Here is a 24096-nt window from a genome sequence, read left to right as displayed (position 1 = left end):
CGTCGTTCACCAACGTCCGCCGCATGGGCGGCAATGGCGTTGGCGATGGCATCGTGACTTGTTTTTCGCCGGGCCTTTGCATGATCAATGAAAACGCATGCAGTTCCGCTGTTTACGCGTCTGCAGTACGGGCACAGCAATCGCTCCGTGTTTATCCGTCGCTGCAAGTTGTGCGATGGGGAGTAATGGGTCGAATAAGGCACTCCGATCCCGTTTCTGTCTTTCTGCTTGCCATTTCTTTTGTATGACGATGATCAGCATCAAGGGGGAGTGATCGCTATGAACACCGCTGTGTTGCGTTGGCGTAAGAAGTCGGCCTGGGCTACCGCCGCTTGGGTCGTAGTGACGATGGCCATCGCATCATTATTGCCGTTGAGCACGGCTCCTGCGGCTGAGCCCGGCGTGGGTGGCTCGGTCTATGTTGCACACAAGATGCAGGGCTATGGCGGGACAGCTTTAGAAGGTATCTTCGCCAGCACGCCGGCTGACATCAACAATCTCGGCACTCCGGACTATTGGGGCTACTGTGTCGAGCACGACGTCCCTGCAGGGACCTTTCGGACCGCGGCGGTCGCGGCGCCGCCGTCGTACTTGGGCAGCAACTACTTCACGAGTGCCGCGATCCAGGCCAAGGTGCTCTGGGTGATGGCGCACAGCTATCCCTACCTGAGTCTATCCGACCTCGGTACCGCCGCCGGTGCTCCAGGGATCTCGGCGAGTGACGCCATTGAGGCGGCTCAGTACGCGATCTGGCGTTACACCGATCTGAACTTCGACGCTGCCTGGAATTGGTCGACGACGAATTCGGAGACGGCCTACTGGTATCTCGTCAATGGGGCGAACGCCAGCAGTGGCATGACCACTGCACAAGTTCAGAGTACGGCCACGATCGTTGCTCCGGGCGGCGCGCATACCGCAGGCACATTGGTCGGCCCGTTCACGGTCAACACCAACCAGTCGATTGCCAGTGTTTCGGTGACGGGTGGCTACACGCTGACAGATGCCAGCGGGACGGCGATCAACACCTCTGCGGTCACCGACGGGGAGAATATCTACATCGATCTCACCGGGGTAACCGCGGCGGGGTCTGCAACGGTCACTGTCAGCGCTGCGGGCTCGAGCGTCTCCGGAAATATCCTCTCCGTTCCGGACACCGTGGGCGGTACCGCCACCGCCGCTAGCCATGCTCAGACTCTGATGATCGTCGCGCCGAGCACCTTCCGTGTCACCGACTCCGCCGCGGTCTCGTGGGTTGCTGTCGCCGCCGCGGTCGTGCCGGCGCCACTGGGCCCCCTAGCCCCGTGGCTGCTCGCTGCTTTGCTCCCCCTGTTCACCGCGCGGGCTCTGCGCCGCCGTGCGGCCGATCTCTCCCGACATAATTGACCCAGACTAAAAATTTGAACGATTTGGAGATAGGCTGACTTCGGCACCCGGTGCGCCGTCCTTAACGGGTGCCGACGCCATTGGCGCAGCTGCAACAAAGCGGCCGATGATGGGCGGAACGAGAAGAATCGTTTCAAGATTCCTGCGCCGTTGGGCTTGTGCCTTCCCAACGCCGGGAATTTGGAAAAGTCGGGGCATTTCAAGTTCTCAGCGCGCTGGTCGACGGTACAGCTCTATTTCCCCTTGCATCGAACGGAAAATTTTCCGAGCGCGGCCGCAGCGCAAATTACGCCTTCGACCGCTTCGGCTTCGCTTTCAGCAGGGCTTCGGCCTGCTCGCGATTGATCCTGGCGATGTCGGACTTGCCGGTAACCTGCGCGACGACGATCGAGCCGCTGAGCAAAGACATGAATAGCGGGGCGATCGCTGCGTAGTCTTTCGGGCGGGCAGCTTTGAGCAACTCGGTGAGGAGATCCTGGATCGCGGCGAAGTGCGTTTGAATTACGCCGACGATTTCGCTGTCGTCTTCTTCGATGTTGAAATCGTACAGCCCGCGGATGAAGGGGCAGCCTGCATAGTCGGGTTGTCGAAACCATTCCTCGAACGCGTCGAACAGGGCGAGGACGCGGAGTTCCGGATTCTTGTGCCGTTCGATGTGCTTGCGCAGGAGGGAAAACCACTCGCCGTCGCGAAGCCGCAGGCATTCTGCGATGAGCCGCGCTTTGGATTCGAAGAGCCGGTAGAACGTCATCTTGGCAACGCCGGCCTGCTCGATGATGAGGTCCGTACCGGTCCGGTGCACGCCTTTCTGGTTGAACAGGATCAAAGCGGTGCGCAGGATGCGATCGCGCGGTGCGAGCTGCGAGATGTCCGCCTGCAGCAACTCGCCGGCTGTGAGCGGGCTCTGCGCGAGATTGGCAGAGGCGACGTTCTTTTTACTTGCTTTCGGAAATGCTTGCATGGCGCAAGGATAGCACTGAATGATACAGGTCTGTATCTTTTTTGCTTGTAACGTGAGAGACAGGTCTGTATCATTTTGCTCGCGTCACCGCTCCCAACCGAAAAAGGAACTCGATATGCCTCTCACTCTCACCGCCACCGCAGGTGTCTTTCCTCAAGGCACCGAAAAGCAGGTCTTTCAGAAACTTTGCGAATCCATGCTGAAGTGGCATGGCCTGACCGGCAACCGCGCGATGACTCCGAACGTCGTCGGTTCGATCAACATCCTGCCCAAAGAGCTGACCTATGCCGGCCTTCAGGAAAGCACGGTCGTGTTCATCGAATGGAAGGTGCCTTCGTTCGCATTCGCCACTCGCGAGATTCAGCAGGGATACGTCGAAGAAGCCACCCAGATCGCGTCGGATGCGAGCCACGGTAAACAGCCTGTCGAACGCATCTGGGTAAACGTGATGCACGCGGTCGACGGTGCCTGGGGCATTGCCGGAAATGCGCTCACCAATCAGCAACTCGGTGAAACGGTAGCGAAAGGCTGAAACGCGTTTCGTCCAGCCGAACCCCCGGAAAATTTCGATTTCGGGACATTTGCGCGGGAGTGTGCAGCCGGAGTCTCCGGTTCGAGGAAAGGGACTTCCTTCCCGCCGTCGAAAACCGATCGACCCAATGCCTTCAATAGGAGCAGCCGTGAAGAGAAACTTGGCGATTCTGTGTGTGTTGATACTCGGGACGTGCGGAATTCAAATTTCCCAAGCGACAGGTGAAACGAGCCCAAATATCGAGCGAAAAATAATCCAAAGGATCCCTGTCGAAGGTGCCGACGAAGAGCTGCAGATGATGCTTATCACCGTACCGCCCGGCGCGCAGAGCGAGCCACATGTCCATCCGGTGCAGGGAATGAACTACATCGTCGAAGGTGCTGTGGAGTCGCAGTACGCGGGCTATCCGCTGCAGCACTACAACGCTGGGGACAGTTACATCGATCTTGCGCAGGTCACCCACGAAGTGTTCAGGAATCCGAGCAACACGCAGCCGCTCAAATTCATCGTCGCGTTCAAGATCAAGAAAGGCGTGGCTTTCAAGCAGAGTGTTCTGCCGCCATCGCCATAACCTATTCGTATCCTCAATCATCGAGGCAGGCGCCGGCGTTTCGCGATGTATGGCCTCGTGCGAAACGCCGGCGCTCCGAGCGGATGCTCAGGCCCTACCTTTATTCCGAGATGATTTCGCCTTCTTGGCGGGACTGCGCCGCGTCGTCTTGGCCGCCTTCGTGGCTGCCTTGCTCGGACGAGGAGTCTTGCCCGACCGCTTGGCGGGTGCCCGCTTCTCCGATGTGGCGCGTTTCGTCGCCTTCTTCTTCGCCGCCAACCTGCGCTTTGGTTTAGCGGTTACTTCTGCTTCCTCGCTCTGCGCCGGCAGCGGCGACCATAGCGTCGATTCCGAACGCAGTACTTTGGGTTGCGGATATTCGCCCTTCAGTTCGTACTGCCAATCAAACTGAATACTGTCGACGTGATTGTTGCCGCTCGACGCGGTGATGTCGACGAGGTGCGCGGACAATTCCGGCGGCAGGTCGGCATGGAAGCGATAGGCGACGTCCAGTCGGCCCGCACCGAGGCGCTTGCCGAAGGTTGTCTCGAAGAACACCGAGTGCAGGTAGTGATAAGCGCTGCCCCATACGCCGGCGATGAATTCGTCTTTGGCCAGTAGCAGCTCCTGCCGTGTACCGAGCGTGCCGCCGACCATCTTCTGTGCGCCGCTGCGGTTGGTGACGCGGAGGCCGCGCACGCGATCGTCCGACCACACTTCGATCTTGGCGATTTCCTTGCCCTGGCTCAGTTTGACGGGGTCGTGCACGTTGCCGTAGGGACCGACGGAGGTGCTCACGATCTTGGTCGACGGACGCGTTTCCTCGGGATCGAACGAACGCCACAGCAGCGCCGGCGCGAGAATCGCGTCGAGCCGCGCGCCGAGCAGGGCGCGCACGGTTTGCTCGCGCGCTTTCTTGAGACGCACCTTTGCCTCTTCTCTCCCCTGCACCGTTTGCGCGCCGCCGTTTGGTCCGATGCGGATGACGACCTCGCCGCCGTCGCCGCCGTCGCGCAGGATGATGTCGTAAGTGAATTGATGGTACGACGGCGTGCGGTCGAGCACGCGAAAGTCGTTTCCGATCTGGTCGACGCGTGCTTTGAGCACCTGTTCGCGGAAATACTGGGCTGCGTGCGTGTACTCGGCAATGCCTTCCTTCATCGCCGCGACGTGCTGTCTCTTGTTTACGTCGGTTTTCTCGCCGGCGATCTCTGCGTAGTTGCGAGCCTGTTCCTGCAGCAGCGTGAGTTTGATCGTGCCGATCGTGACGAAGTAGCTCAGCGTACGCTCCGGCGCGCTGGCGTCGAAGAACGGACGGTCGGCAAGATTGAGCGTGGTGATTGTCGCGTTGAGCTTACCGGCCTTCTCGCTGCCGGCTGTGTAACCGACGAAATCGTTGAGATTCTTGCGCGAGCCGTCGATCGTTTGACGCAAGTATTTGATGCGTTCCTGTTGCAGCTTGCTCTCGACGTAAGCCTCGATGTAGCGCATGACCTGGTTCCAGATCATCGCCGAGTTGCCATCGCGCCAGAGCAGGCTGACCACGCCCTTGATCGCGCCGCCGACTTCGGGAATCAGTCCGGCGATGCCGAGCGTCGCATCACGCACCATCTGGCTCGGATTGGTGAAACCGGGCAGCGCCTTCGGATCGAAACCTTCCTCGGCCAGCACCGGCCGAAAACGTTGATGCAGGTTCTTGCCGCTGAGGTGATTGCGATACTGTTTGGCCGGATGGCCGGCGCCTTTCTCTTCGCCGTAAATCTCGATCACCTTGCCGCTGTGCACGGCTTCAAGATAGAACGTGCCGTCGCCGGCATCGACGATGCGAAACCGTTCGTGATCGACTCCGTGCCATCCCCACATATGCACTTTGGCGGCGTCGTCTTTCGACGCCGCTTCGATATCGAGAACTCGATCCACAAGTTTCGAGCGAATCACATAGATGCGCTCGCTATTGAGCAGGAACTCCCACTGTTGATGAGACGAGTCGAGATACGGCTTGGCGTCGCCCTGCTGGACGATCGCGCCGTTCTGCGTGGCCTTGTCCTTGATTTCGAGAACCTTGCCGCTGTGCGCGGCAACGAGATAGTAACTGGCACCAGGTACTGGAGTGAAAGCCATGTTTTTCCCCCTGTAGAAAAACGTGTGGATGGATAAGCCGGATGCCGTACGGCGACGTGTGAATTTGCAGAAATTGCTCGAGTCGCCGCAGCGGAATTGCGAGATTACGCGCTTGGCGAAAAAAAAGGGAGCGTTATCAAAGGCGGCAGTCTTGCACCTGCGATCGAGTGTGAGCTACTCGGTATTTCAGGCCGAAGATTCGTTTATCCGGAGCGCTTCTTTCGGAATGTATATCGGCGATAACGCCTGCACAGGGAGACATTGGTCGTTGGGATCGATCCGATTCGCTTTCATAGGAAGGCTCAAAGCTGGACGTTCCGCTAGCAGAGAAATTCAACTGCTTAGGTGCGCTTCAGAATCGGACTTCGTCGTCCGTCTACAGTAGCCGGCGGACAAAACGTTCGACTTCGCAGGAGATTGCCGTGGCATCGGGCCGTACCGTGAGGTGCCTAGTCTGGCTGCTCGTCACAGCCTGCGCCCAGATGCAGACAGCGCACAGCCAGTCCATACCATCGCAGGGGCGCGTGCCGATGGTTTTGCAGGGAGTGCATCCCGTGGTCGAAGTTCGGGTCAAGGACGAGACCCTGCGCATGGTGGTCGATACGGGCGCCGATCAGAACGTCATCTCGGCGAAGGCGGCAGCGAAGCTCGGACTCGTTCCGAGTTCGCAGACGCTGCCCGGTCGCGGCGCGGCCGGTGCGTTCAGCGCGGTGCCTTGGGTGCACCTCGATACCGTTGCGATCGGCGACGTGCAACTGCGCGAGCAAATCGCCTTCATCGTGCCGCTGCCCGAAGAGGCGAACGCCGACGGCGTGCTTGGCATACCGTTGTTCAAGGACTTCGTCGTCACACTCGATTACGCCGCCGGCAAGTTGGAACTGGAGGCGCCGAAACGCTTTCGCCCTGCGGCGCGGCTCGAAGCGCTGCCGCTGCATCTAGAGGCCGGCAAGATTTTCGTGAAGGCCAGCGCCGCCGGCGTCGACGGCTGGTATTCGCTCGACACCGGCGCGGGCAACGCGGTGACGATGTTCACGCCGACGGTAGAGCGCGCGCATTTGCGCGGCTCGTTCGGCGCGGCCTTGAGCATGGTGACCGGAATCAGCCCGGGTGGGTACACGCGCGGCGAACTGGTGCGCGTGCCGGAAGTGCGCATCGGTCCGCATCGCTTCGAGCGCGTGATCGTGGAACTCTCGCTCGCCGATCAAGGCTACTTCGCTCATCCGTTGCCGGATACGCAGGGCAATCTCGGCGGCGAGTTGTGGCGGCGCTTCTCGATGACCATCGACCTGCCTTCGCGCCGCTTGTACCTGCGTCCGAATACGCTCTTCGCACAGCCATTCGCGGCGACGCGCAGCGGACTCGTTGCGCAGCGCGAAGCCGACAGCTTCAAGGTCATCGACGTGGTCGCAGCCACACCTGCGGCCGGCGCGGGGCTCATCGTCGGCGATTCGATCGTGGCGATCGACGGCCGCGAGGCATCGACGTGGACGCAGTCGGCCTTTCGCGATCTGCTCGGCGGCGCGCCCGGTACGTCGATCGCATTCGACGTCGTCGGCAAGGACGGGCGCAAACGCGATGTCTCGCTGGTGCTCAAAGACCTCTTGTAAGTCCGGCGCCGGTCCGTAGGACTTGAATAGTCAGCCAAAGCTCTCGCTTGCGAATGACAGCATTGGGGCGGAAGCGGAAGCGGAAGCGGAAGTGGAGCGTTCAACGTCGGGCTTTCGGGGCGCACGCAATCGACCCGGGATGGAGGACGCTCCTGTGCTCCGGCCGTTGATGAAGAGTGGGCCGCCGAGGCAGCCCTTGGATCAGGCGAACAAATCCTGGCCGATAAATTCGCCTGGTTTTGCCCCTGGCGGGCAGGCGAATAGGGCGCTGCCGGTATGCGTGGTGAACTGGTTGAGCATGTCGACCACGGCCATTTTCGCAAATAGCCTGATGAATCCGGTGCGCGGATCTTTCTGATAGCACTGGAACAACAGTCCCGCATCGAAAGTGACGATTTGCCGCCATGGCGGCCAGCGCTCGGCGATCTTTGCGATACCGTTGTCGTAGTTGAATGCGTGCCGAAGGATCTGGGCGCCGCCGTTGTTCTCGGGTGCAGACAGCGCGACGTGCGACTCCTCGGGGATGACGGAGTTGCCTTCCTTGTCTTCACGCGCAAGATCCAGGGGATCGTTTTCATGCTTCTTGCCGAGCGGGGCTCCGTTGGTTTTCTCGCGGCCTACGCTTCGCTCCTGGAAGGCGATCTTCATCTCGTCCCAGTGTTCGAGCGCGATGCGGATAGGCCGAATGACCATGTAGCTTCCGCCTTGAAGCCAGGCGGGTCCTTCTTTGCCGACCCAGACGAACTGATTCATCTCTGCGGACGTCTTGGGGTTCATCGTTCCGTCTTTGAAACCCATTTGATTGCGCCCCGTTTCACCCGCTGCGTAGCCGCCGGTGAATCCCATTTGCGCCCAACGCATCACGGCGATGCCGGAAGCCAGCTTGGCGAAATGACGCGCTGCGGTTTCCACCACCATCGGATCGTCGGCGCTTGCCTGCACGGACAAATCTCCGCCGGTGCGCTCGGGGATCAACTGATCCCCCGGAAATTTGGGCATGTCGACGAGCGCTTCCGGGCGCTTTGCGGCGAGTCCATAGCGATCCTTGCCGTCTTTGTCGAACAGCGTCGGACCAAAGCCAAAAGTGACAGTCAGGCGCGAAGGGGGTATGCCGGTCGCGGCGCCCGATTCTGCGCCGGGTTGATCCTTGTCGGCTCCTGCGGCGATGCGGGCAGAACCCGCCGTCATCTCGGCAGCAGCCTGAGTCCACGCGCGCAGCAGCTTGATGACGTCGTTGCGCTGGTCGGTGACGAGGTCGAAGGCAATGAAATAGGTGTGCCGCTGGATGCGAGTGAGGATGCCGCCCTGGTGTGCGCCCCAGAACGGTTCGGTCCTGGCGGCGGCTGCATCGCTGATCGTCCCGGCGCGAGCGTCGCCGAGCGTTGCCGCTCCGAGCGAGAGCGTTGCCGTGGCGGCGGCCGAGCGCGCCAGGAAGAGTCGACGCCCCTTGCTGTCGCAGTCGATGTGGCGACTCACGGCGTGGCGACCCGCAAGGAATTGATGTCGTCTTCCACGTAGTAAAAACTCTTGCCGTCGGGCGCCAGGGCCACGCCAAAGAGATTGCCGTTGCCGGGCGGCGATTGCGCCTGATCGGTGTTGAGCCAATGCGCGTAGATCTGCTTGCCGCTCTGCGGATCGACTTCGACGGCCTGCCCGTTTTTGCCGTTGGCGACGACCAGGTGTCCCTGCGGCGTGACCAGCATGGCCAGGGGCCACGCGAGCAACCCTTCCTTGGTGATCAGGCGACCCTTGCCGGCACTGTCCGTGCGTGTGCTGGCGTCGGCTATCGCAGTGATTTCGTTGTCCAAACCATCGGTGACGTAGAGCGTATCGTCGGTGCCGAGGAAGAGACCCGTGGGTCCAAACAGAAAATTGTCTTTGTCGGCGCGCTGCGCGAATCCGCTGCCGATTTCTGTTTGGCTCTCAAGCACCGGCGGCTTGCCCGCCGGGGTACTGATTTCCAGCCGCAGCACGGTGGCTTTGTACTGCTTGACCGGAAACTTCGTGTCGGGATCGATGACGTTCGGTCCCTGCAGACCGAAGCCGGCCATGCTGATGAACAGAGTCGCATGGTCGCCTTTGTCGACGACCGCCATATTGCCCCAAGGACCGTTGATCGTCGGACCGGCCCAGGTCGCGACGTGCTTGCCGTCGGCGTCGAGCACCAGCAGGCACCCGTCGCCTTTGGTCGCCGTGGTGCCGTCCGTGCTCGGCGTGCTGCCGACGATGATCCAACCGCTCTTGAGCATGGTCATTGCGGTCGACAATCCCACGCCGCCAGGGCAGTCCTTCAATTTCTGCGGCAACTGCGCGAACAGCTTCATTTCCTTCGTGCTTGGCCGGTAACGCATGATGGTGGTGCCGGTGCCTTGGAGATTGGCGATGCTATTGAAATTGTCGACCAAGACGTCGCCCTGCTCGATCTGGCCCGCGGATACGGGCGCGACGACGACGGCGTAGGGATTGAGGTCGCCGTTCGGAGCAACGGTGGAACTGAGGAACTTGTGCTTGTGGATGGTCTCCAGCATGCCCTTGATTTCGGCATGGGCGGACAACGTCATCGCAGCCATCCCGGCCAGTGATATCGAGACGGCCGTCGTGCGCCATCGGCGCAGTTTTTTCGTTGCCGCAGGACGCAGCGGATTACGGGCGGTGTACATGCGGATATACCTCTTGGCTAAAGAGCGATGTTGGCGCGCAAGCCGAGCACCAGCTCGTTCTTGATTCGGCCCAGCGGGTTATTAGGCAGCGGTACGCCTGCTCCGGGGCGCCACACGTATTGAAGGTCGGGCTGCAACACGATCCATGGCTTGAGCTGATACTGGTAGGTAACTTCGACATACGTCTCGTCGTTGCGGATCGGGCCTCCGGGGCGCGTGCCGTAGTCGATATTGTCGGCATCGAACAGCCCGGCCTGGCGACTGACGTGGGCGTAGCCGACGCCAACGTCGAAGGTGTCGTCGGTGCGATAAGGGAAAGGGCTATGCACTACCACGCCGGCGTTGATGCTGCGGTCGATCAGATTGCGGTCCTTCTGCGGAGTGCTCATGACGCGCCCAAAAACCGCAATGGTGTGATTGGGATCCTTGGTGTCCCGCCAAACGAGGCGGTCGGCGACGGCGTACCAGGCCCAATCGCCCTTGTGCTGCAGCGGGAGGCCGTTGCTCGCCGGATCGGCCAACGACAATCCATCCGTGCCGAAGCGCTGGTCGGCGAAGCGCTTGCTGTCGTACCAAGCGCCCAGCCGATACGTCCAGCCCAACGGTTCCTGCGCATCGGGCTCGACCATGCTGCCGAGCGCCGGATAGGAATACTGCAATTCCGCGATGGCGAGATAACCGTCTCCCAGCGGGAAATTGGTCCCGTGTCGATTCTGCAATTGCGGATCGGTGCCGTTGTCGTTCTTCACCGGATCGCCGTTGAATACACCGGCCAGAATGTTGAAGCCGTTGACCGGAGTTGCCTTGAATCGGATTCCGAGTGCCGACAACGGATACGCGGGGCCGCCTGCGGGCATGTCGGCCGAAGGCAGCATGGGCCAGCCAAACATGGTGTTGACGAAAACCTGGGCGTTGGTGCTCACCATGAATTCCTGGTCGAGGCTTTGCTGGCCGATTCTGATATCGAGCCGGTCTTCCTCCAAAAATTTCTGGTCGTACCAAAATTCCCACAGGCGTGTGGCGCGATCGGCTTCGATGCCGCTTGCGGTCTGCAGCGTCTGCAGGTTGTGCGCGCTCAGATTGTCGCCGTGGATATTCAGAACGCTGAGATTGACCAGGCCGCCGTAGTGTCCAAAGGCACGCTGAGTGTCGAGCTGCAGCACCATTTGGGTCAGGCCGTCGTACTTAAAGCTCTGATGGGTACCGCCCGACGCGTTGCCGAGCACCTCGCTGGTTTCCTGCAAGGCGAGGGAGATGCCGTACTGGCTCAGGAACGTGCGCAAACCCCACATATCGCCGAGCAGAGCGGGGCTGCGGTTGATCCCTTCGACGAAGCCGAAGAGGCCGGACGGCGTGACTTGGCTCTCGTCACCCGATGCAGGAATGGAGATAGGTGGAGGAGCCGCGGTCGCCGCGCTCGAATAGACAATGCTGGCTATCCAAGCTGCGGCCGGGGTGAAGAGCTTCGTCAAAAACCTTGTCGTAGACATTTGAGGTGAATTCATGCGGCGGACGGATCGATCGGGCGGATTGAGAAATCGCAGATGCGAATCATTATTATTATTGATTCTTCCTGTCAGATTCCTGACGAATACTCAATCGCCTCATCGAGCGTCAGAGCACTGAATCGGGCGACTGCGCGCGCGCTGCGCTGAAGTTCTCAAAAGTTGCCCACTGCAGCGCAGACGGAGCACGCCCCGTTATTTGCTCAAGCGGACTGCCTGATGGCCGATCTGGTGACCGCAGCGATCCGATCGTCGTCATCGCAATGTTTGCGATGACGGATTAAGCGCGGAATGCCAGCGACGGACTCGCGCTGGGCCTGCGGCGAGGTTGAAGCGAAGTCTCGGCGAAACTGAGTGTCGTGCAAGACTAAGGTTGACTCATCGCTTGATCGGAACTTGGACCAAAGCGCGGGAATTGACGATGCAAGATATGAAGAACACCGCTATCGGAATTCTTCCGTTGCGCATTCCCACGTGCGCCGTCAATTGAGCGGAATTCCTATAGCGCACTGTTGGGAATGTGCGAGAGGGCGCTTCGTGACTAGAAAAGATCGACCAGGACAGTCTGCAACATCGCGAACTCCCTCCAGCCCAAGTGCTTCTCTTTAAGGCAGAAGGAACGGGCAGCCAAGCGGCTTAACCGCCAGGTTCGACTTCCGATCTTATTAAGCCGAGACCTTTTTCTTTTTTCGCGCAGCGGGCGTCGATTTGACGGCGGCCAAACGCTCGTGGGCTTCGCGCTTGCCGACACCGCGTAGCGCAATGATTCCCGCCAGCTGCTCCTTGCGCGGCGTCGCCTTCTTGGTTTCCCAGTTGTAAACGGATTGCTCGCTGACGCCGAGCAACAGCGCCAGTTGTGGCGCGGACAAGCCGAGCCGTGAGCGCAGTGAACGCAATCCCTTCGCCACGAATCGAACCGGGCGATCGGGCAACTCCGTGGATTTGCCCTTGGCCGCGAAGTCCGCCCGTTTTTCAAACGAGGCGGACTTCTTCTGCAGCGCTGCCACCTGGCGTTTCAGCGCAGCAATGTCACGACGGTATGACGCCGACGCTCTTTGTATGGCCGCGATGGCCTTGCGAATTTCACGTCTGCTGAGCCGCGAAATTTCGTCTTTCAGCAGTGAGCCGATATTGGCCATCGTTGGTCTTTAGCTCCTGATTAAGCGGCAGCGTCTTTGAGCTTCTTCAACGGACGCACTTTGACCTTGACCGAAGCCGGCTTCGCCGCGAACCATTGTTCCTGCTTGGTGAACGGGTTGATGCCCTTGCGCTTGGGCTTGGCCGGAATCGCGGCCACCGTGACTTTGAACAGGCCCGGCAGGGTGAACGTGCGCGCGCCGTTCTTGTTGACCGAACCGATTACGGCGCCTTCCAGCGCGGCGAGCACAGCGCGAACGTCCTTAGCGACGACGTCGGATGCGCCGGTGATGTATTCGACCAGACCGGTTTTGTTGAGGGCTTGCTTGATCGGCTTGTTTGCAGCCGGCTTGGAGGCAGATTTCGGTGCAGCTTTCTTGGTAGCTTTTTTGGCAGCCATGTTTTTTTCCTGTAGCGGTGTTGATGTTGATAGAGACGAGCAATGGCGATCTTATGGGACAGACTGATCGCGCGCCACCCTAAATGCAAGCCCGAACGACATGGGATAGGCGGCCGGCAGCCTTTCCGCAGCAGGTGTTCTGGATCGTGCATGTCGGCCGGCCGGAATCCGGATGAGTGTGCGCTCGACCGCGCCGCATCGATTTACTCGCCCAAATGCCGGTCGTACCAAGCAAGCATGCGCTCCAACGAGTCTTGCTGATGCGGCTTTTCGTCGAAGAAATGCCCCTCGCGGGGATAGCGGACCATTTGCGTCTCCCGGCCGATAAAGCGCAGCCCGTTGAACAGAGCTTCGCCTTGGCTGATCGGCACCCGGGCATCTTCCTCGCCATCCAAAACCAGGGTAGGCGTGCGGCAATTTTCGAGGAAGCGCGCCGGGGAATGAGCGTCGTACAACGCCCGGTTGGAGACGAGCGGTCCGAAATACCGGTCGAGGAAACTCGGTGCGATATCGGTCGTGGTGGCCATGCCGAACAGATCGGTCATGGCTGCCCCGGCCACGGCGGCCTTGAACCGATCGGTGTGCGTCACGACCCAGGCGGTCAGGAAGCCGCCGTAGCTCCAGCCGCCGATGGCCAAACGATCCGGGTCCGCGATATTGCGAGTTATCAAGAGATCGACTCCGTCGAGGATGTCCTGGAATTCGGCATTGCCCCAGTCGCGATCGTTGGCCGCGCTGAAATCCGGACCCTGGCCGCTCGATCCCCTTGGATTGGGCAGCAGGACGACGTAGCCGTGCGACGCTGCGACGAGACCCCAGTTGTACCAGGACGCATGAAAGCCCAACGTCCACGCGCCAACCGGGCCGCCGTGAAGATGCACGATCGTTTTGTAGCGCTTCGTGCGGTCGTAGTTCGGCGGAAGCAGAAGCACGCCGTGAATGCTGCGGCCGTCCTTCGAACTCTTCCACGACAGGGCTTGCTGAGTACCGAGATTCCAGGAGGCGACCTGGGGATTCGTGTCGGTAAGCGGTCGCGCCACGGAGCCCGAGAAAACATGGACTTCACCAGGATGCTGCGGCGTCTCTTCGACGAAAGCCGCCTTACGGCTATCGCGGCTGACCGTGACCTTGTCGGCGGCGCCTTCGAGAATTCCGAGATCCGTCACCGCGCCGGACGCCGCATCGATTCGGGCTAGCGAATAGGTTGCACCGCGCAGCACCAAGGACGTCAAAGTTTTTCCGTCCTCATTCCAAACCATATCGCCGACACCCATGGGAATCCCGGCGCCGACGACGATTTTGCTTCCGGATTTCAGGTCGAACAGCACGGGAATCCCTGTGTCCGTCGTCGGCGCCAGTTGTATGAACGCCAGTGCGCGTCCGTCCGGCGACCAGCGGATCATGCGTTCACTGGCGTAGCCGGGCAGGGTGCGGTCGACCTTGCCCGACTCGGTCGAGAAGGTCATAACCGACAGACGGTTTTCTACGTCGTCGGTACGCGGCGTCGCCGAAACGGTGGCGGCAATATGTGTTCCATCCGGCGACCAGTCGTAGTCGACGACATTGGTATCGCCCTTGGTCAGCAAGCGCGCCTCACGCGTGGAAAGATCGTAGATCCACAAGCGGCTATATTTCAGAACCCGATCGACGACGACCTGGTCCTGTTTCTGCTCCCGCGATCGCACCTCGGCGCGGGTCTCCTGGTCTTTGCGGGTGAAGGCCAGGAATCTGCCGTCTCTGGACCATTTGAAGTTTCTGACATTGCCCGAGATATTCGTGAGAGGCGTCGCTTCGCCGCCTGTGGCTGCGACGATCCAGATCTGCCGGCCCGGCTTCGCGTCCGACTCCATGCTGTCCTTATCGCCGCCGCTCTTCGCATGAAAGTCGATCCGGTCGTCTGCGTTGGCGACGCTGAATCGAAACCTTGCGTCCGCGGCATGCGGATTGGCGCGGCTTGAGAGAAACGCGATCGTCTGGCCATCGGGTGACCAACGAGGCGACGTCTCGGAGCCGTCGCCCGCCGCTATGGTTCTTGCGGGACTCTTGCGATCGGTGGTGACGACCCACAGAGACGAACTGTCTCCGGCATCGACCACGTAGACGACCGACGCACCGTCCGGCGAGATTTGCGCACCGCTTACGCCTTTCAGATTTACCAGGTCGGCAGGTTCCACCGTTTTGCGGATGGGTGCGGCGTTCGCCGTCGCCATGAGCAGAAAGAAAATCGGGACAAACAGAGCCGCTCGCATCATGTGATGGACCTCAGGGTGAATGAGTGTTTGAACCGCGTCGCGGCATCCGGCCCCCTTCCCCTTGCGGATCGACGCGCATAAATCGGCGCGATGCCGCGCTGTTCGTCAGCACGGCATCGTCGGCCGGATGGATTCGCTGCCATGAAGTGCGGGCGCAATGCCCGCTTCGTCCCACAAACTTGCCCGATAGGATTGGCGCGGAGCGGGAATTGGTTTAAACGCTAAAGGGCCGAAGGCGCGGAAGGTCTTTGCGCGGACGAGCGCGCTTGGGGATACGCATGTCGCGATGCGCTTCGCGTAGCTCGGCCCCACGCATCGTCATGCGCTTATCGACCGAAGCGAGTCACACAGAAAATTTTGGGAACGCAAAAGATCGTGCGCCGCGGCTTTGCTCGAATTGCCCGATTGAAGTTCAAGGTTATTCCCGCACGGACCGTTGCGAACGGCTTGCGTTATCCTGATCTTCTTCGCGCAGCAGTCACGCATCTCTCGCATTGGCCTTGCGCTGTCGCGCCGACAAGACGTTTCCGCCAGTGCAAGGATGGAGGCATATATGGTTAATCCCGAAGTGATTCCGGCCGGTCACGGCGTCGGCCTGCGGCTGCGGCGTGGAGAGCAGATCCGCCTCATCGATCCGCATGGCGGACAGAGCGGCGATCTGCTCGCCTTCTCCCACGACGGCGCCGAGCGTCTGTCGAACGGGTGCACGTTCGACTACGGCGGAAAAATCTATTTGTCGACGGGCGATGTTCTGTGGTCCGACCGCAGCAACCCGATGCTGACCATCGTTGCCGATGCGGTCGGGCGGCACGATTTTCTCTACTCTTCGTGCAGCATCGAGATGTATCGCATGCAGTACGGCGTGACGGAATACTACGCGAACTGCTACGACAATCTCTGCTCGGCCATGCGCGAGCTGGGGCTTGAGCCGGCGCCGTTGCCGACGGCATTCAATTTTTTCATGAACGTCGAGATTGCGGCAGATGGCCGTCTGATCATTGCGCCGCCGAAGTCGCGTGCCGGCGACTCGATGATCCTGCGCGCCGAGATGGATCTCGCGATTGCGCTGTCGGCTTGTCCTGCCTCGGGGTGCAATGGCGGTGGAGCTACCGGGCCGCTTGCATTCGAGGTGATTCGATAGGACGCGGGAATCGACGCGTCGTCATCGAGCTTTTTTGATCGCGATGGTTGGACTCACTCGCGCGACACGCAAAGGCGCACACCGGGGTGCGTCCTTGCACGTGTGTCACCCGCAAGCGCAGGCGGCCGACGAGTCCGAATGAGCCGTCGGGCAACAACATCGCCCGGCGGCTACGTGTCGACGCGCACGGCCCGCGCTACCGAGGCCGCGATTGCCGTCTGTCAGGACGCGTACACCGGAAACCGCGAGCACAACTCGGTCACCTGACCGCGCACTTTTTCGATTTGCGAGGCATCTTCGATGTTGTCGAGCACATCGCAGATCCAGCCGGCGAGCTGGCGCGACTCGGCTTCGCCGAAGCCGCGCGTGGTGATCGCCGGCGAGCCGATGCGGATGCCGCTGGTGACGAACGGCGACTGCGGATCGTTCGGCACGGCGTTCTTGTTGACCGTGATGTGCGCCGCGCCGAGCGCGGCGTCGGCCGCCTTGCCGGTGATGCCGCGCGTGGTCAGGTCAACGAGAAACAGATGATCGTCGGTGCCGCCGGAAACGATGCGATACCCGCGCTCGATAAACACCGCGGCCATCGCGCGTGCGTTGTCGATGACCTGCTTCTGGTAGACGGCGAACGCCGGCTCGAGCGCTTCCTTGAACGCGACCGCCTTGGCCGCGATCACGTGCATAAGCGGCCCGCCCTGCGTCCCGGGGAACACCATCGAATTGATCTTCTTCTCGATGTCGGTGTTGGCGCGGCCGAGGATGATGCCGCCGCGCGGACCTCTGAGCGTCTTGTGCGTCGTGCTGGTGACGATGTCGGCGTACGGCACCGGGTTGGGATACAACCCGGCGGCGACGAGGCCGGCGACGTGAGCCATGTCGACGAACAACAGCGCGCCGACCTTGTCGGCGATCGCGCGGAAACGCGCGAAGTCGAGATGGCGCGCGTACGCGGAGAATCCCGCGACGATCATCTTCGGCTTGCATTCCAGCGCCTGCGCTTCGAGCTGGTCGTAGTCGATCACGCCGTCGTCGGTCACGCCGTATTGGAAGGCGTTGAAGATCTTGCCGGAGAAATTGACCTTGGCGCCGTGGGTCAGGTGTCCGCCGTGCGCGAGGCTCATGCCGAGAATCGTGTCGCCCGGAACGAGCAGCGCGAGATAGACGGCGGCATTGGCCTGCGAGCCCGAATGCGGTTGCACGTTGGCCCAGTCCGCGCCGAAGAGCTGCTTGGCGCGGTCAATCGCGAGCTGCTCGACCACGTCGACGTTTTCGCAGCCGCCGTAGTAGCGCTTGCGCGGATAACCTTCGGCGTACTTGTTCGTCAGCGTCGTGCCCTGAGCCTGCATCACGCGCGGGCTCGCATAGTTTTCGGAAGCGATCAATTCGATGTGCGATTCCTGGCGGCGATCCTCGGCCTGTATCGCGCTCCACAACTGCGGATCGTAGTCGGCGATCTGCATCGATTTGTTGAACATGTGTTCTTTCCCCGGAATGAAGTGAATGGGGCGGGCCTTTGCGCAGGCTGCGCCCCGGCGACGGTTATTTGTAGTCCGACATCGGCACGCAGGAGCAGAACAGATTGCGGTCGCCGTGCGCGTTGTCGGCGCGGCCGACCGGCGGCCAGTACTTGTTCGCCGTCAGCGAGGCCACCGGATAAGCGGCGAGTTCGCGCGAGTACGCGTGCGGCCATTCGTTCGCGGTGACCACGGCGGCGGTGTGCGGCGCGTGGCGCAGCGGGTTGTCCTCGCGGTCGGCGCGGCCTTCTTCGACCGCACGGATCTCTTCGCGGATCGCGATCATCGCGGCGATGAAGCGGTCGAGTTCTTCCTGCGATTCCGATTCGGTCGGCTCGACCATCAGCGTGCCCGGCACCGGGAAGCTCATCGTCGGCGCGTGGAAGCCGTAGTCCATCAAACGCTTGGCGACGTCGTCGACGCTGATGCCGCTCGACTCCTTGATCGGACGCAGGTCGAGAATGCACTCGTGCGCGACGAGGCCGCCCGGGCCGGAGTACAGCACCGGGTAGTGCGGCGCGAGCAGCTTGGCGATGTAGTTCGCGTTGAGGATCGCGGTCTCGGTCGCCGCGGTCAGGTTCTTCGCACCCATCATCGCGATGTACATCCACGAGATCGGCAGGATCGACGCCGAGCCGTACGGGGCCGCCGACACCGCGCCGATGCCGTCGTCGCTGCGCGTGTAGCCGGTCGAGCGCTGGTTCGGCAGGAACTTGGCGAGATGCGCGCCGACCGCGACCGGGCCGATGCCCGGGCCGCCGCCGCCATGCGGAATGCAGAAGGTCTTGTGCAGGTTCAGATGCGACACGTCGCCGCCGAACTGGCCCGGCGCGCAGAGGCCGACCATCGCGTTCATGTTGGCACCGTCGACGTAGACCTGGCCGCCGTGCGCGTGCACGATTTCGCAGATCTCGCGCACGTTGTGCTCGAACACGCCGTGCGTCGACGGATAGGTGATCATGATCGCCGCGAGGTTGTTCGCGTGCAGCTCGGCCTTTTTCTTCAGGTCGGCGATGTCGACGTTGCCGTGCGCATCGCTGTCGACGACGACGACCTTCATGCCGGCCATATGCGCAGAAGCGGGATTCGTACCGTGCGCGGACGCCGGGATCAGGCACACGTCGCGGTGGCCCTCGCCGCGCGACTGGTGGTAGGCGTGGATGATCAGCAGGCCCGCGTACTCGCCCTGCGAGCCCGCATTCGGCTGCAGCGACACGGCGGCGTAGCCGGTCGCGGCGACGAGCATCGCTTCGAGCTGATCGATCATCTCGCGGTAGCCGGCGGTCTGCGTGGCCGGCGCGAACGGGTGCATGCGGCCGAATTCGGGCCAGGTGACCGGAAGCATTTCCGAGGTCGCGTTGAGCTTCATCGTGCACGAGCCGAGCGGGATCATCGAACGGTCGAGGGCGAGATCCTTGTCGGCGAGGCTGCGCAGGTAGCGCAGCATTTCCGTTTCCGAGTGATGGCGGTTGAACACGTGGTGGGTCAGGTACGCGCTCGTGCGCACGAGACCGGCCGGGAGCGCGGCCTCGCCGCCGAACGCGGCGTCGAGTGCATCGACGGCCGGTGCCGCGGCGCCGGCCGCTGTGGCGAACAGCGCGAGCAGGCCGGCGAGGTCAGTGCGCGTCGTCGTTTCGTCGATCGAAATGCCGACGCGCGTGTCGCCGGCATGGCGCAGGTTGAGGCGCTTGGCTTTCGCCAGTTCGTGGACCTGCGCGGTGCGCGCGCCGGTCTCGACCGTGATCGTGTCGAAGAAGCTTTCGTTGACCGTCGCGTAGCCGAGCTGCTTTACGCCAGCGGCGAGCAGCGCGGCGATGCGGTTGACGCGCAGTGCGATCGTCTTCAGGCCGTGCGGGCCGTGATAGACCGCGTACATGCTTGCCATGATCGCGAGCAGCGCCTGCGCGGTGCAGACGTTCGAGGTCGCCTTCTCGCGGCGGATGTGTTGTTCGCGCGTCTGCAGGGCGAGGCGCAGCGCGGGCTTGCCCTGCGCGTCGACGGTCACGCCGACGAGGCGGCCCGGCATCTGGCGCTTGAATTCGTCGCGCACCGCCATGTAGGCGGCATGCGGGCCGCCGAAGCCCATCGGCACGCCGAAGCGCTGCGAGTTGCCGACGGCAACGTCGGCGCCCCATTCGCCGGGCGGAGTCAGCAGGGTCAGCGCAAGCAGATCGGCCGCGGCGACGACGTGGCCGCCCGCAGCGTGGATCGCCTCGGCAAGCGCGCGATAGTCGCGCACGTCGCCGTTCACGCCCGGATATTGCAGCAGCACGCCGAACGCATTCGCGCCCGCGGCGTCGGCGGCAGGGCCGACCTTCACTTCGATGTCGAGCGGCTGCGCGCGCGTGCGCACCACCTCAATGGTCTGCGGCAGCACGTCGTCGGCGACGTAGAACACGTTCGACTTCGACTTGCCGACGCGCTGCAGCAGGGTCATCGCCTCGGCGGCCGCGGTTGCTTCGTCGAGCAGGGACGCGTTCGAGATCGCCAGGCCGGTCAGGTCGGTGATCATCTGCTGGAAGTTTAGCAGCGCTTCGAGGCGGCCTTGCGAGATCTCCGGCTGGTACGGCGTGTACGCGGTGTACCAGGCGGGATTCTCGAGCACGTTGCGCAGGATCACCGCCGGCGTGTGCGTGTCGTAGTAGCCCTGGCCGATGTAGGTGCGGAACACCTCGTTCTTGTCGGCGAGTTCGCGCAGCGCGGCGAGCGCTTCGGCTTCGCTCTTCGGCTGGGCGAACGCGCCGAGCGGCAGCGTGTCGGCGCGGCGGATCGAGGCGGGGATCACCGCGTCGATCAGCGCGGCGCGCGAAGCGAAGCCGAGAGCGGCGAGCATCGCGTTCTGGCTGGCGGCGTCGGGGCCGATATGGCGTTCGGCGAACGCGTCGTGCGTTTCAAGCGAGGCGAGGGTGAGGGGCGTGCGGTTCATCGGGCGATCCTGGGTTCGGGTTCGTAGCTGAAACGAGATGCCGCGCGTGCGGAGGACAAGTCGATACGCGGCATCGAATGGGGTGGGTGACGGCTCAGTCGATCTGCTTTGCGTACGCAGCGGCGTCGAGCAGACCGCTCGTATCGGCGCCGGCGGCGAGCTTCAACTTGAACAGCCAGCTCGCGTAGGCATCGTTGTTGACCGCATCGGGCGCGTCGACGATCGCGGCATTGACCGCGACGACCTCGCCGGAGACCGGCGAATAGATGCTCGACGCCGCCTTCACCGATTCGATCACGCCGACGGCTTCGCCCGCGTCGACCGTCTTGCCGACCTGCGGAAGTTCGAGAAAGACGATGTCGCCGAGGGTCTGCTGCGCGTGGTCGGTGATGCCGATGCTCAGCGTGCCGTCGCTTTCGACGCGGATCCACTCGTGCTCTGCGGTGTATTTCAAATCGTTCGGAATCTGGCTCATCGGATGTTCCTTGAAGTCGAATTCGTAGGTTTGGCTGGAAGTACGGTGCGTTGCGCGCGGATCAGACCAGTACCTTGCCGTTGCGCACGAACGGCAGTTTCACCACGCGCGCCGGCAACTGCTTGTCGCGAATCTGCACGGCCACCGTGTCGCCGGGCGCCACGCCCGCGGGCACGCGCGCGAACGCAATCGATTCCTGCATCGTCGGCGAGAACGTGCCGCTGGTGATCTCGCCGTCGCCGTGCGCGGTGACGACCTTCTGGTGAGCGCGCAGCACGCCGCCGGCCTTGCCGTTTTCCTTCTGCAGAATCAGGCCGACGAAGGCGGCGCGCGAGCCGTCGCGTTCGAGTGCGTCGCGGCCGACGAACGCGCGCGGTGCGGTCAGGTCGACGGTCCAGGCGAGGCCGGCGTCGAGCGGGGAAACGGTTTCGTCCATGTCTTGGCCGTAGAGATTCATGCCGGCTTCGAGGCGCAGCGTGTCGCGCGCGCCGAGGCCGCAGGGACGCACGCCGTGCTCGCGCAGTGCGTCCCACAGCGCCTCGACGTGCGCGGCCGGGACGATCACTTCGAAACCGTCTTCACCGGTGTAGCCGGTGCGCGCGACGGTCAGATCGCCGAACGGCGTGGCGGCGATCGCGGCCGCATTGAACGGCTTCAGCGCGCTCGTCGCCTCGCGCGCGGACGGCACCGTCGCCCAGACTTTCTCGCGCGCATTCGGGCCCTGCACCGCGACGATCGCGAGTTCGCAGCGCGGGGTGATGGCGAGGCCGAAACCGCCGTCGGCGTTGAGTCGCTCGAACCAGGCGATGTCCTTGTCGGCGGTGCCGGCGTTGACGACGACGCGGAAGAATTCTTCGCCGAAGTAGTAGACGATCAGGTCGTCGATGACGCCGCCCTGCGGATTGAGCAGGCACGAATAGAGCGCCTTGCCGGGCGTCTTCAGCTTGCCGACGTTGTTGGCGACGGCGTGCTCGAAGAAGGCGCGCACGCGCGGCCCGGTGAAATCGACCACGCGCATGTGGGAAACGTCGAACATGCCTGCGTCGCTGCGCACGGCCTGATGTTCGTCGATCTGCGAGCCGTAATTGACGGGCATGTCCCAGCCGCCGAAATCGACCATGCGGGCTTGCAGCGCGCGGTGCGCGGCGTGGAGCGGTGTGTGTTTGAGAGCGGTCATCAAAACCTCGGGCAGCGCCGCATGCGGCGCGGACAAATGGGATTGCAGCAGGCCGCATAAGGCGCGAACGCGCCACGCGGACAGCCAACAGAACCCCTCTGTCCTCGTTACCTGAGAGATTGCACGGCGGGCGTAAGCCGTCGTGGTTGCCCCTTCGGTGGATAGTTCATCGGCGGCGGACGAAATCCGCGTTCGACTCCTATCGCTCTCCAGAGTGCGGATCGGCACCTGCGCAAAACTCGGCACGTGCTTTTCCGGCGCAATTGATCTTTTTGCCTGAGAGTTTGTGGGATTACCCCTTCGGCGGCGCTGCCGGCCGCTGTCGCGGCCGCACGCTCTCTCTCAACGCGCGGCGCAGATATAGAGGAGGCGACCGGCCTTGTCAATCGAATTGGCCCCGCGTGCGTGCCTACCGCGCCCGCGGCCTTCGGTGCGGCGGCTCCCCGCATGCAATGGCGGCCCGGTCAGGGCAGGCGCGTCGTGCACGCACCTGCGTCGAACAGCGCGGCGACGCCGCATTTCGACTCGAACATCGCGCGGTCGTCGTGCCCCGCACCCGGCACGAGCCAGAACTGCTGCCGACTCGGATCGGCGTGTTGCGCCTGGGCATAGGCGAAGAAGCCCTTGCCGCGCGCGAGCCGGTACGGGCCCTGCGCCTCGCCGGCACAGGACTTGTCGAGGTCCGGGTGGTTGGGGTCGGTGTCGGCGGTGCCGAGCAGATAGAACACGCGCCGGCCGAAGTACGCGCCGCGCAGGGTGTCGAGCGCCACGCCGCCGACGTACGCGGGCGGGTGCAGCGGGCCGTAGCGCCAATGGTTGTAGCCCGGACACGCCGCCGCGCCGGCAAAAGGAGCGAGCATGCCCTTGTCGTCGGGACGCACGTCGTCGAAATAGAAGTACGACGACGGATTGGCGACGACGAAGCGCAGCGAGAGACCGGCCTGGGCGAGTTTGTCGATCGCATGACCGACGATGGCGTAGCGCTGCACGAACTGACCGCCGGCCGAGTGGCCCGCGAGCACCACTTCCTTGAGTGCCGGGTAGCGCGTCTTGTCGATCAACTGCAGCAGCAATTGATCGACGATCGCGAACGAGCTGATCGGCGCCGGGCCGTCCGCGTCCTCGCCGCCGGTCCATTCGCCGCGCTTCCAGTGCAGATACGAAGAGGGCAGCCTATGCGCAGGAATGTCGGCATCGTTGAGGAACTGCGGCGCGAGGATAAAGGTCGTCTTGCCCGCATCGGCTGCGTGCGCGGCCTTTTTGATCGCGTCGAAATAGCCGTCGGCATTGCGTCCCTTGCCGTGGATGACGATGACGGCGCGCGTCGCGTTCGGCTGCGCCTCGCCGAGTTTTTGCGACAGTTCGATCGGCAATTGCGCGGACCCGCTGTCGGTGGTGACGGTCAGGGTCTGTGCGGCGAGTTTCTTCACCTCGTCGCGGCCCTGGGCGGCAGCGGCGAACATCAGTGCGGCGATCAGCAACAGAAAACGCGGAAGTGAAGTCTTCATCTGCTTGCGCTGCCATGCGGACGACTTCGCGAACCTTACTCCGGCGCGGCAGCCGGAGCCAGAAGTCGGCGGCACTGTGCGCCGCTAGCCGAGGTGAGCGCCACGCCGCGCCGGTGCGAGATCGGCCTTCCGACTGACGAGCCGTGCAAGGAACCGAGTTTTTACCGATGCCATGTGCGCGCGATGTCGCTGCAATGGCGCCGATGAGCCGCCAGACTTCTTCGCACAGAGACTTTCGCCGCCACGC

The 24096-nt window shown here is 62.5% G+C and carries 18 protein-coding genes and 2 riboswitches; of the genes, 5 read left to right on the top strand and 13 right to left on the bottom strand.

What is annotated here, in order from left to right; translation table 11 throughout:
• Positions 1-279 precede the first annotated feature (279 nt).
• The gene (locus FFS30_RS05515; protein ID WP_137912072.1) at positions 280-1383 is read left to right on the top strand and encodes a thioester domain-containing protein; all 1104 of its coding nucleotides are present in this window, start codon (positions 280-282) and stop codon (positions 1381-1383) included.
• A gap of 286 nt (positions 1384-1669) precedes the next feature.
• Here the strand turns inward: FFS30_RS05515 and FFS30_RS05510 are convergent, their stop codons facing one another.
• Positions 1670-2266, bottom strand: coding sequence for a TetR/AcrR family transcriptional regulator (locus tag FFS30_RS05510; RefSeq protein WP_171014433.1), 597 nt, complete (start codon positions 2264-2266; stop codon positions 1670-1672).
• A 193-nt stretch (positions 2267-2459) separates the two neighbouring features.
• On the opposite strand from FFS30_RS05510, the gene FFS30_RS05505 reads away from it, so the two are divergent.
• The gene (locus FFS30_RS05505) at positions 2460-2876 is read left to right on the top strand and encodes a 4-oxalocrotonate tautomerase (protein ID WP_137912070.1); all 417 of its coding nucleotides are present in this window, start codon (positions 2460-2462) and stop codon (positions 2874-2876) included.
• 295 nt (positions 2877-3171) lie between these two features.
• The gene (locus tag FFS30_RS23755) at positions 3172-3447 is read left to right on the top strand and encodes a cupin domain-containing protein (RefSeq protein WP_171014432.1); all 276 of its coding nucleotides are present in this window, start codon (positions 3172-3174) and stop codon (positions 3445-3447) included.
• 87 nt (positions 3448-3534) lie between these two features.
• Here the strand turns inward: FFS30_RS23755 and FFS30_RS05495 are convergent, their stop codons facing one another.
• Positions 3535-5547 carry an RICIN domain-containing protein gene (locus FFS30_RS05495; protein WP_137912068.1) on the bottom strand — a complete coding sequence of 671 codons (2013 nt, stop codon included), beginning with the start codon at positions 5545-5547 and terminating at the stop codon, positions 3535-3537.
• Positions 5548-5969: 422 nt separating this feature from the next.
• Between FFS30_RS05495 and FFS30_RS05490 the strand changes: the two genes are divergently transcribed.
• Positions 5970-7154, top strand: a complete 1185-nt coding sequence (locus tag FFS30_RS05490; RefSeq protein ID WP_137912067.1) for an aspartyl protease family protein — start codon at positions 5970-5972, stop codon at positions 7152-7154.
• Between the two features lie 201 nt (positions 7155-7355).
• Here the strand turns inward: FFS30_RS05490 and FFS30_RS05485 are convergent, their stop codons facing one another.
• From FFS30_RS05485 to FFS30_RS05460, 6 genes are all read right to left on the bottom strand, one after another.
• Entirely contained in the window at positions 7356-8630 is a 1275-nt protein-coding gene (locus FFS30_RS05485; protein ID WP_212742405.1) for a Dyp-type peroxidase, read from the bottom strand.
• Complete coding sequence (locus FFS30_RS05480; RefSeq protein WP_137912066.1) at positions 8627-9814, bottom strand: hypothetical protein; 1188 nt, start codon at positions 9812-9814, stop codon at positions 8627-8629. The genes FFS30_RS05485 and FFS30_RS05480 overlap by 4 nt, the downstream gene beginning before the upstream one ends.
• 17 nt (positions 9815-9831) lie before the next feature.
• A complete protein-coding gene (locus tag FFS30_RS05475; RefSeq protein ID WP_171014431.1) occupies positions 9832-11286 on the bottom strand; it encodes a carbohydrate porin in 1455 nt (484 codons plus the stop codon).
• Positions 11287-11984: 698 nt separating this feature from the next.
• Positions 11985-12458, bottom strand: a complete 474-nt coding sequence (locus tag FFS30_RS05470; RefSeq protein WP_137912064.1) for a helix-turn-helix transcriptional regulator — start codon at positions 12456-12458, stop codon at positions 11985-11987.
• A gap of 20 nt (positions 12459-12478) precedes the next feature.
• Positions 12479-12856, bottom strand: a complete 378-nt coding sequence (locus FFS30_RS05465; RefSeq protein WP_137912063.1) for an HU family DNA-binding protein — start codon at positions 12854-12856, stop codon at positions 12479-12481.
• 203 nt (positions 12857-13059) lie between these two features.
• Positions 13060-15108, bottom strand: a complete 2049-nt coding sequence (locus FFS30_RS05460) for a S9 family peptidase (RefSeq protein WP_137912062.1) — start codon at positions 15106-15108, stop codon at positions 13060-13062.
• 553 nt (positions 15109-15661) lie between these two features.
• Here FFS30_RS05460 and FFS30_RS05455 point away from each other — a divergent pair.
• On the top strand, positions 15662-16249 hold the full coding sequence (locus FFS30_RS05455) for an urea carboxylase-associated family protein (protein ID WP_137912061.1): 588 nt from the start codon (positions 15662-15664) through the stop codon (positions 16247-16249).
• A 221-nt stretch (positions 16250-16470) separates the two neighbouring features.
• Here FFS30_RS05455 and glyA read toward each other — a convergent pair whose 3' ends face one another.
• The 5 genes from glyA to FFS30_RS05430 form a co-directional block, all read right to left on the bottom strand.
• Positions 16471-17724 (bottom strand): serine hydroxymethyltransferase, encoded by a 1254-nt coding sequence (glyA, locus tag FFS30_RS05450; RefSeq protein WP_137912060.1) that lies wholly within the window; start codon positions 17722-17724, stop codon positions 16471-16473.
• Between the two features lie 64 nt (positions 17725-17788).
• Positions 17789-20689, bottom strand: coding sequence for an aminomethyl-transferring glycine dehydrogenase (gene gcvP, locus FFS30_RS05445; RefSeq protein ID WP_137912059.1), 2901 nt, complete (start codon positions 20687-20689; stop codon positions 17789-17791).
• A gap of 94 nt (positions 20690-20783) precedes the next feature.
• Entirely contained in the window at positions 20784-21164 is a 381-nt protein-coding gene (gene gcvH, locus FFS30_RS05440) for a glycine cleavage system protein GcvH (protein WP_137912058.1), read from the bottom strand.
• A 61-nt stretch (positions 21165-21225) separates the two neighbouring features.
• Positions 21226-22341 (bottom strand): glycine cleavage system aminomethyltransferase GcvT, encoded by a 1116-nt coding sequence (gene gcvT, locus FFS30_RS05435; protein ID WP_137912057.1) that lies wholly within the window; start codon positions 22339-22341, stop codon positions 21226-21228.
• An 88-nt stretch (positions 22342-22429) separates the two neighbouring features.
• A riboswitch (glycine riboswitch) is annotated at positions 22430-22564 on the bottom strand.
• A 30-nt stretch (positions 22565-22594) separates the two neighbouring features.
• Positions 22595-22696: riboswitch (glycine riboswitch) on the bottom strand.
• 109 nt (positions 22697-22805) lie between these two features.
• The gene (locus FFS30_RS05430) at positions 22806-23849 is read right to left on the bottom strand and encodes an alpha/beta hydrolase (RefSeq protein WP_137912056.1); all 1044 of its coding nucleotides are present in this window, start codon (positions 23847-23849) and stop codon (positions 22806-22808) included.
• Between the last annotated feature and the right edge of the window lie 247 nt (positions 23850-24096).

Source organism: Rudaea sp. 3F27F6, from assembly GCF_005503555.1.
In the GTDB taxonomy this organism is placed as follows: domain Bacteria; phylum Pseudomonadota; class Gammaproteobacteria; order Xanthomonadales; family Rhodanobacteraceae; genus Rudaea.
Note: the sequence above shows the minus strand (reverse complement) of the source record. Positions and strands in the feature narration are given on the sequence as shown.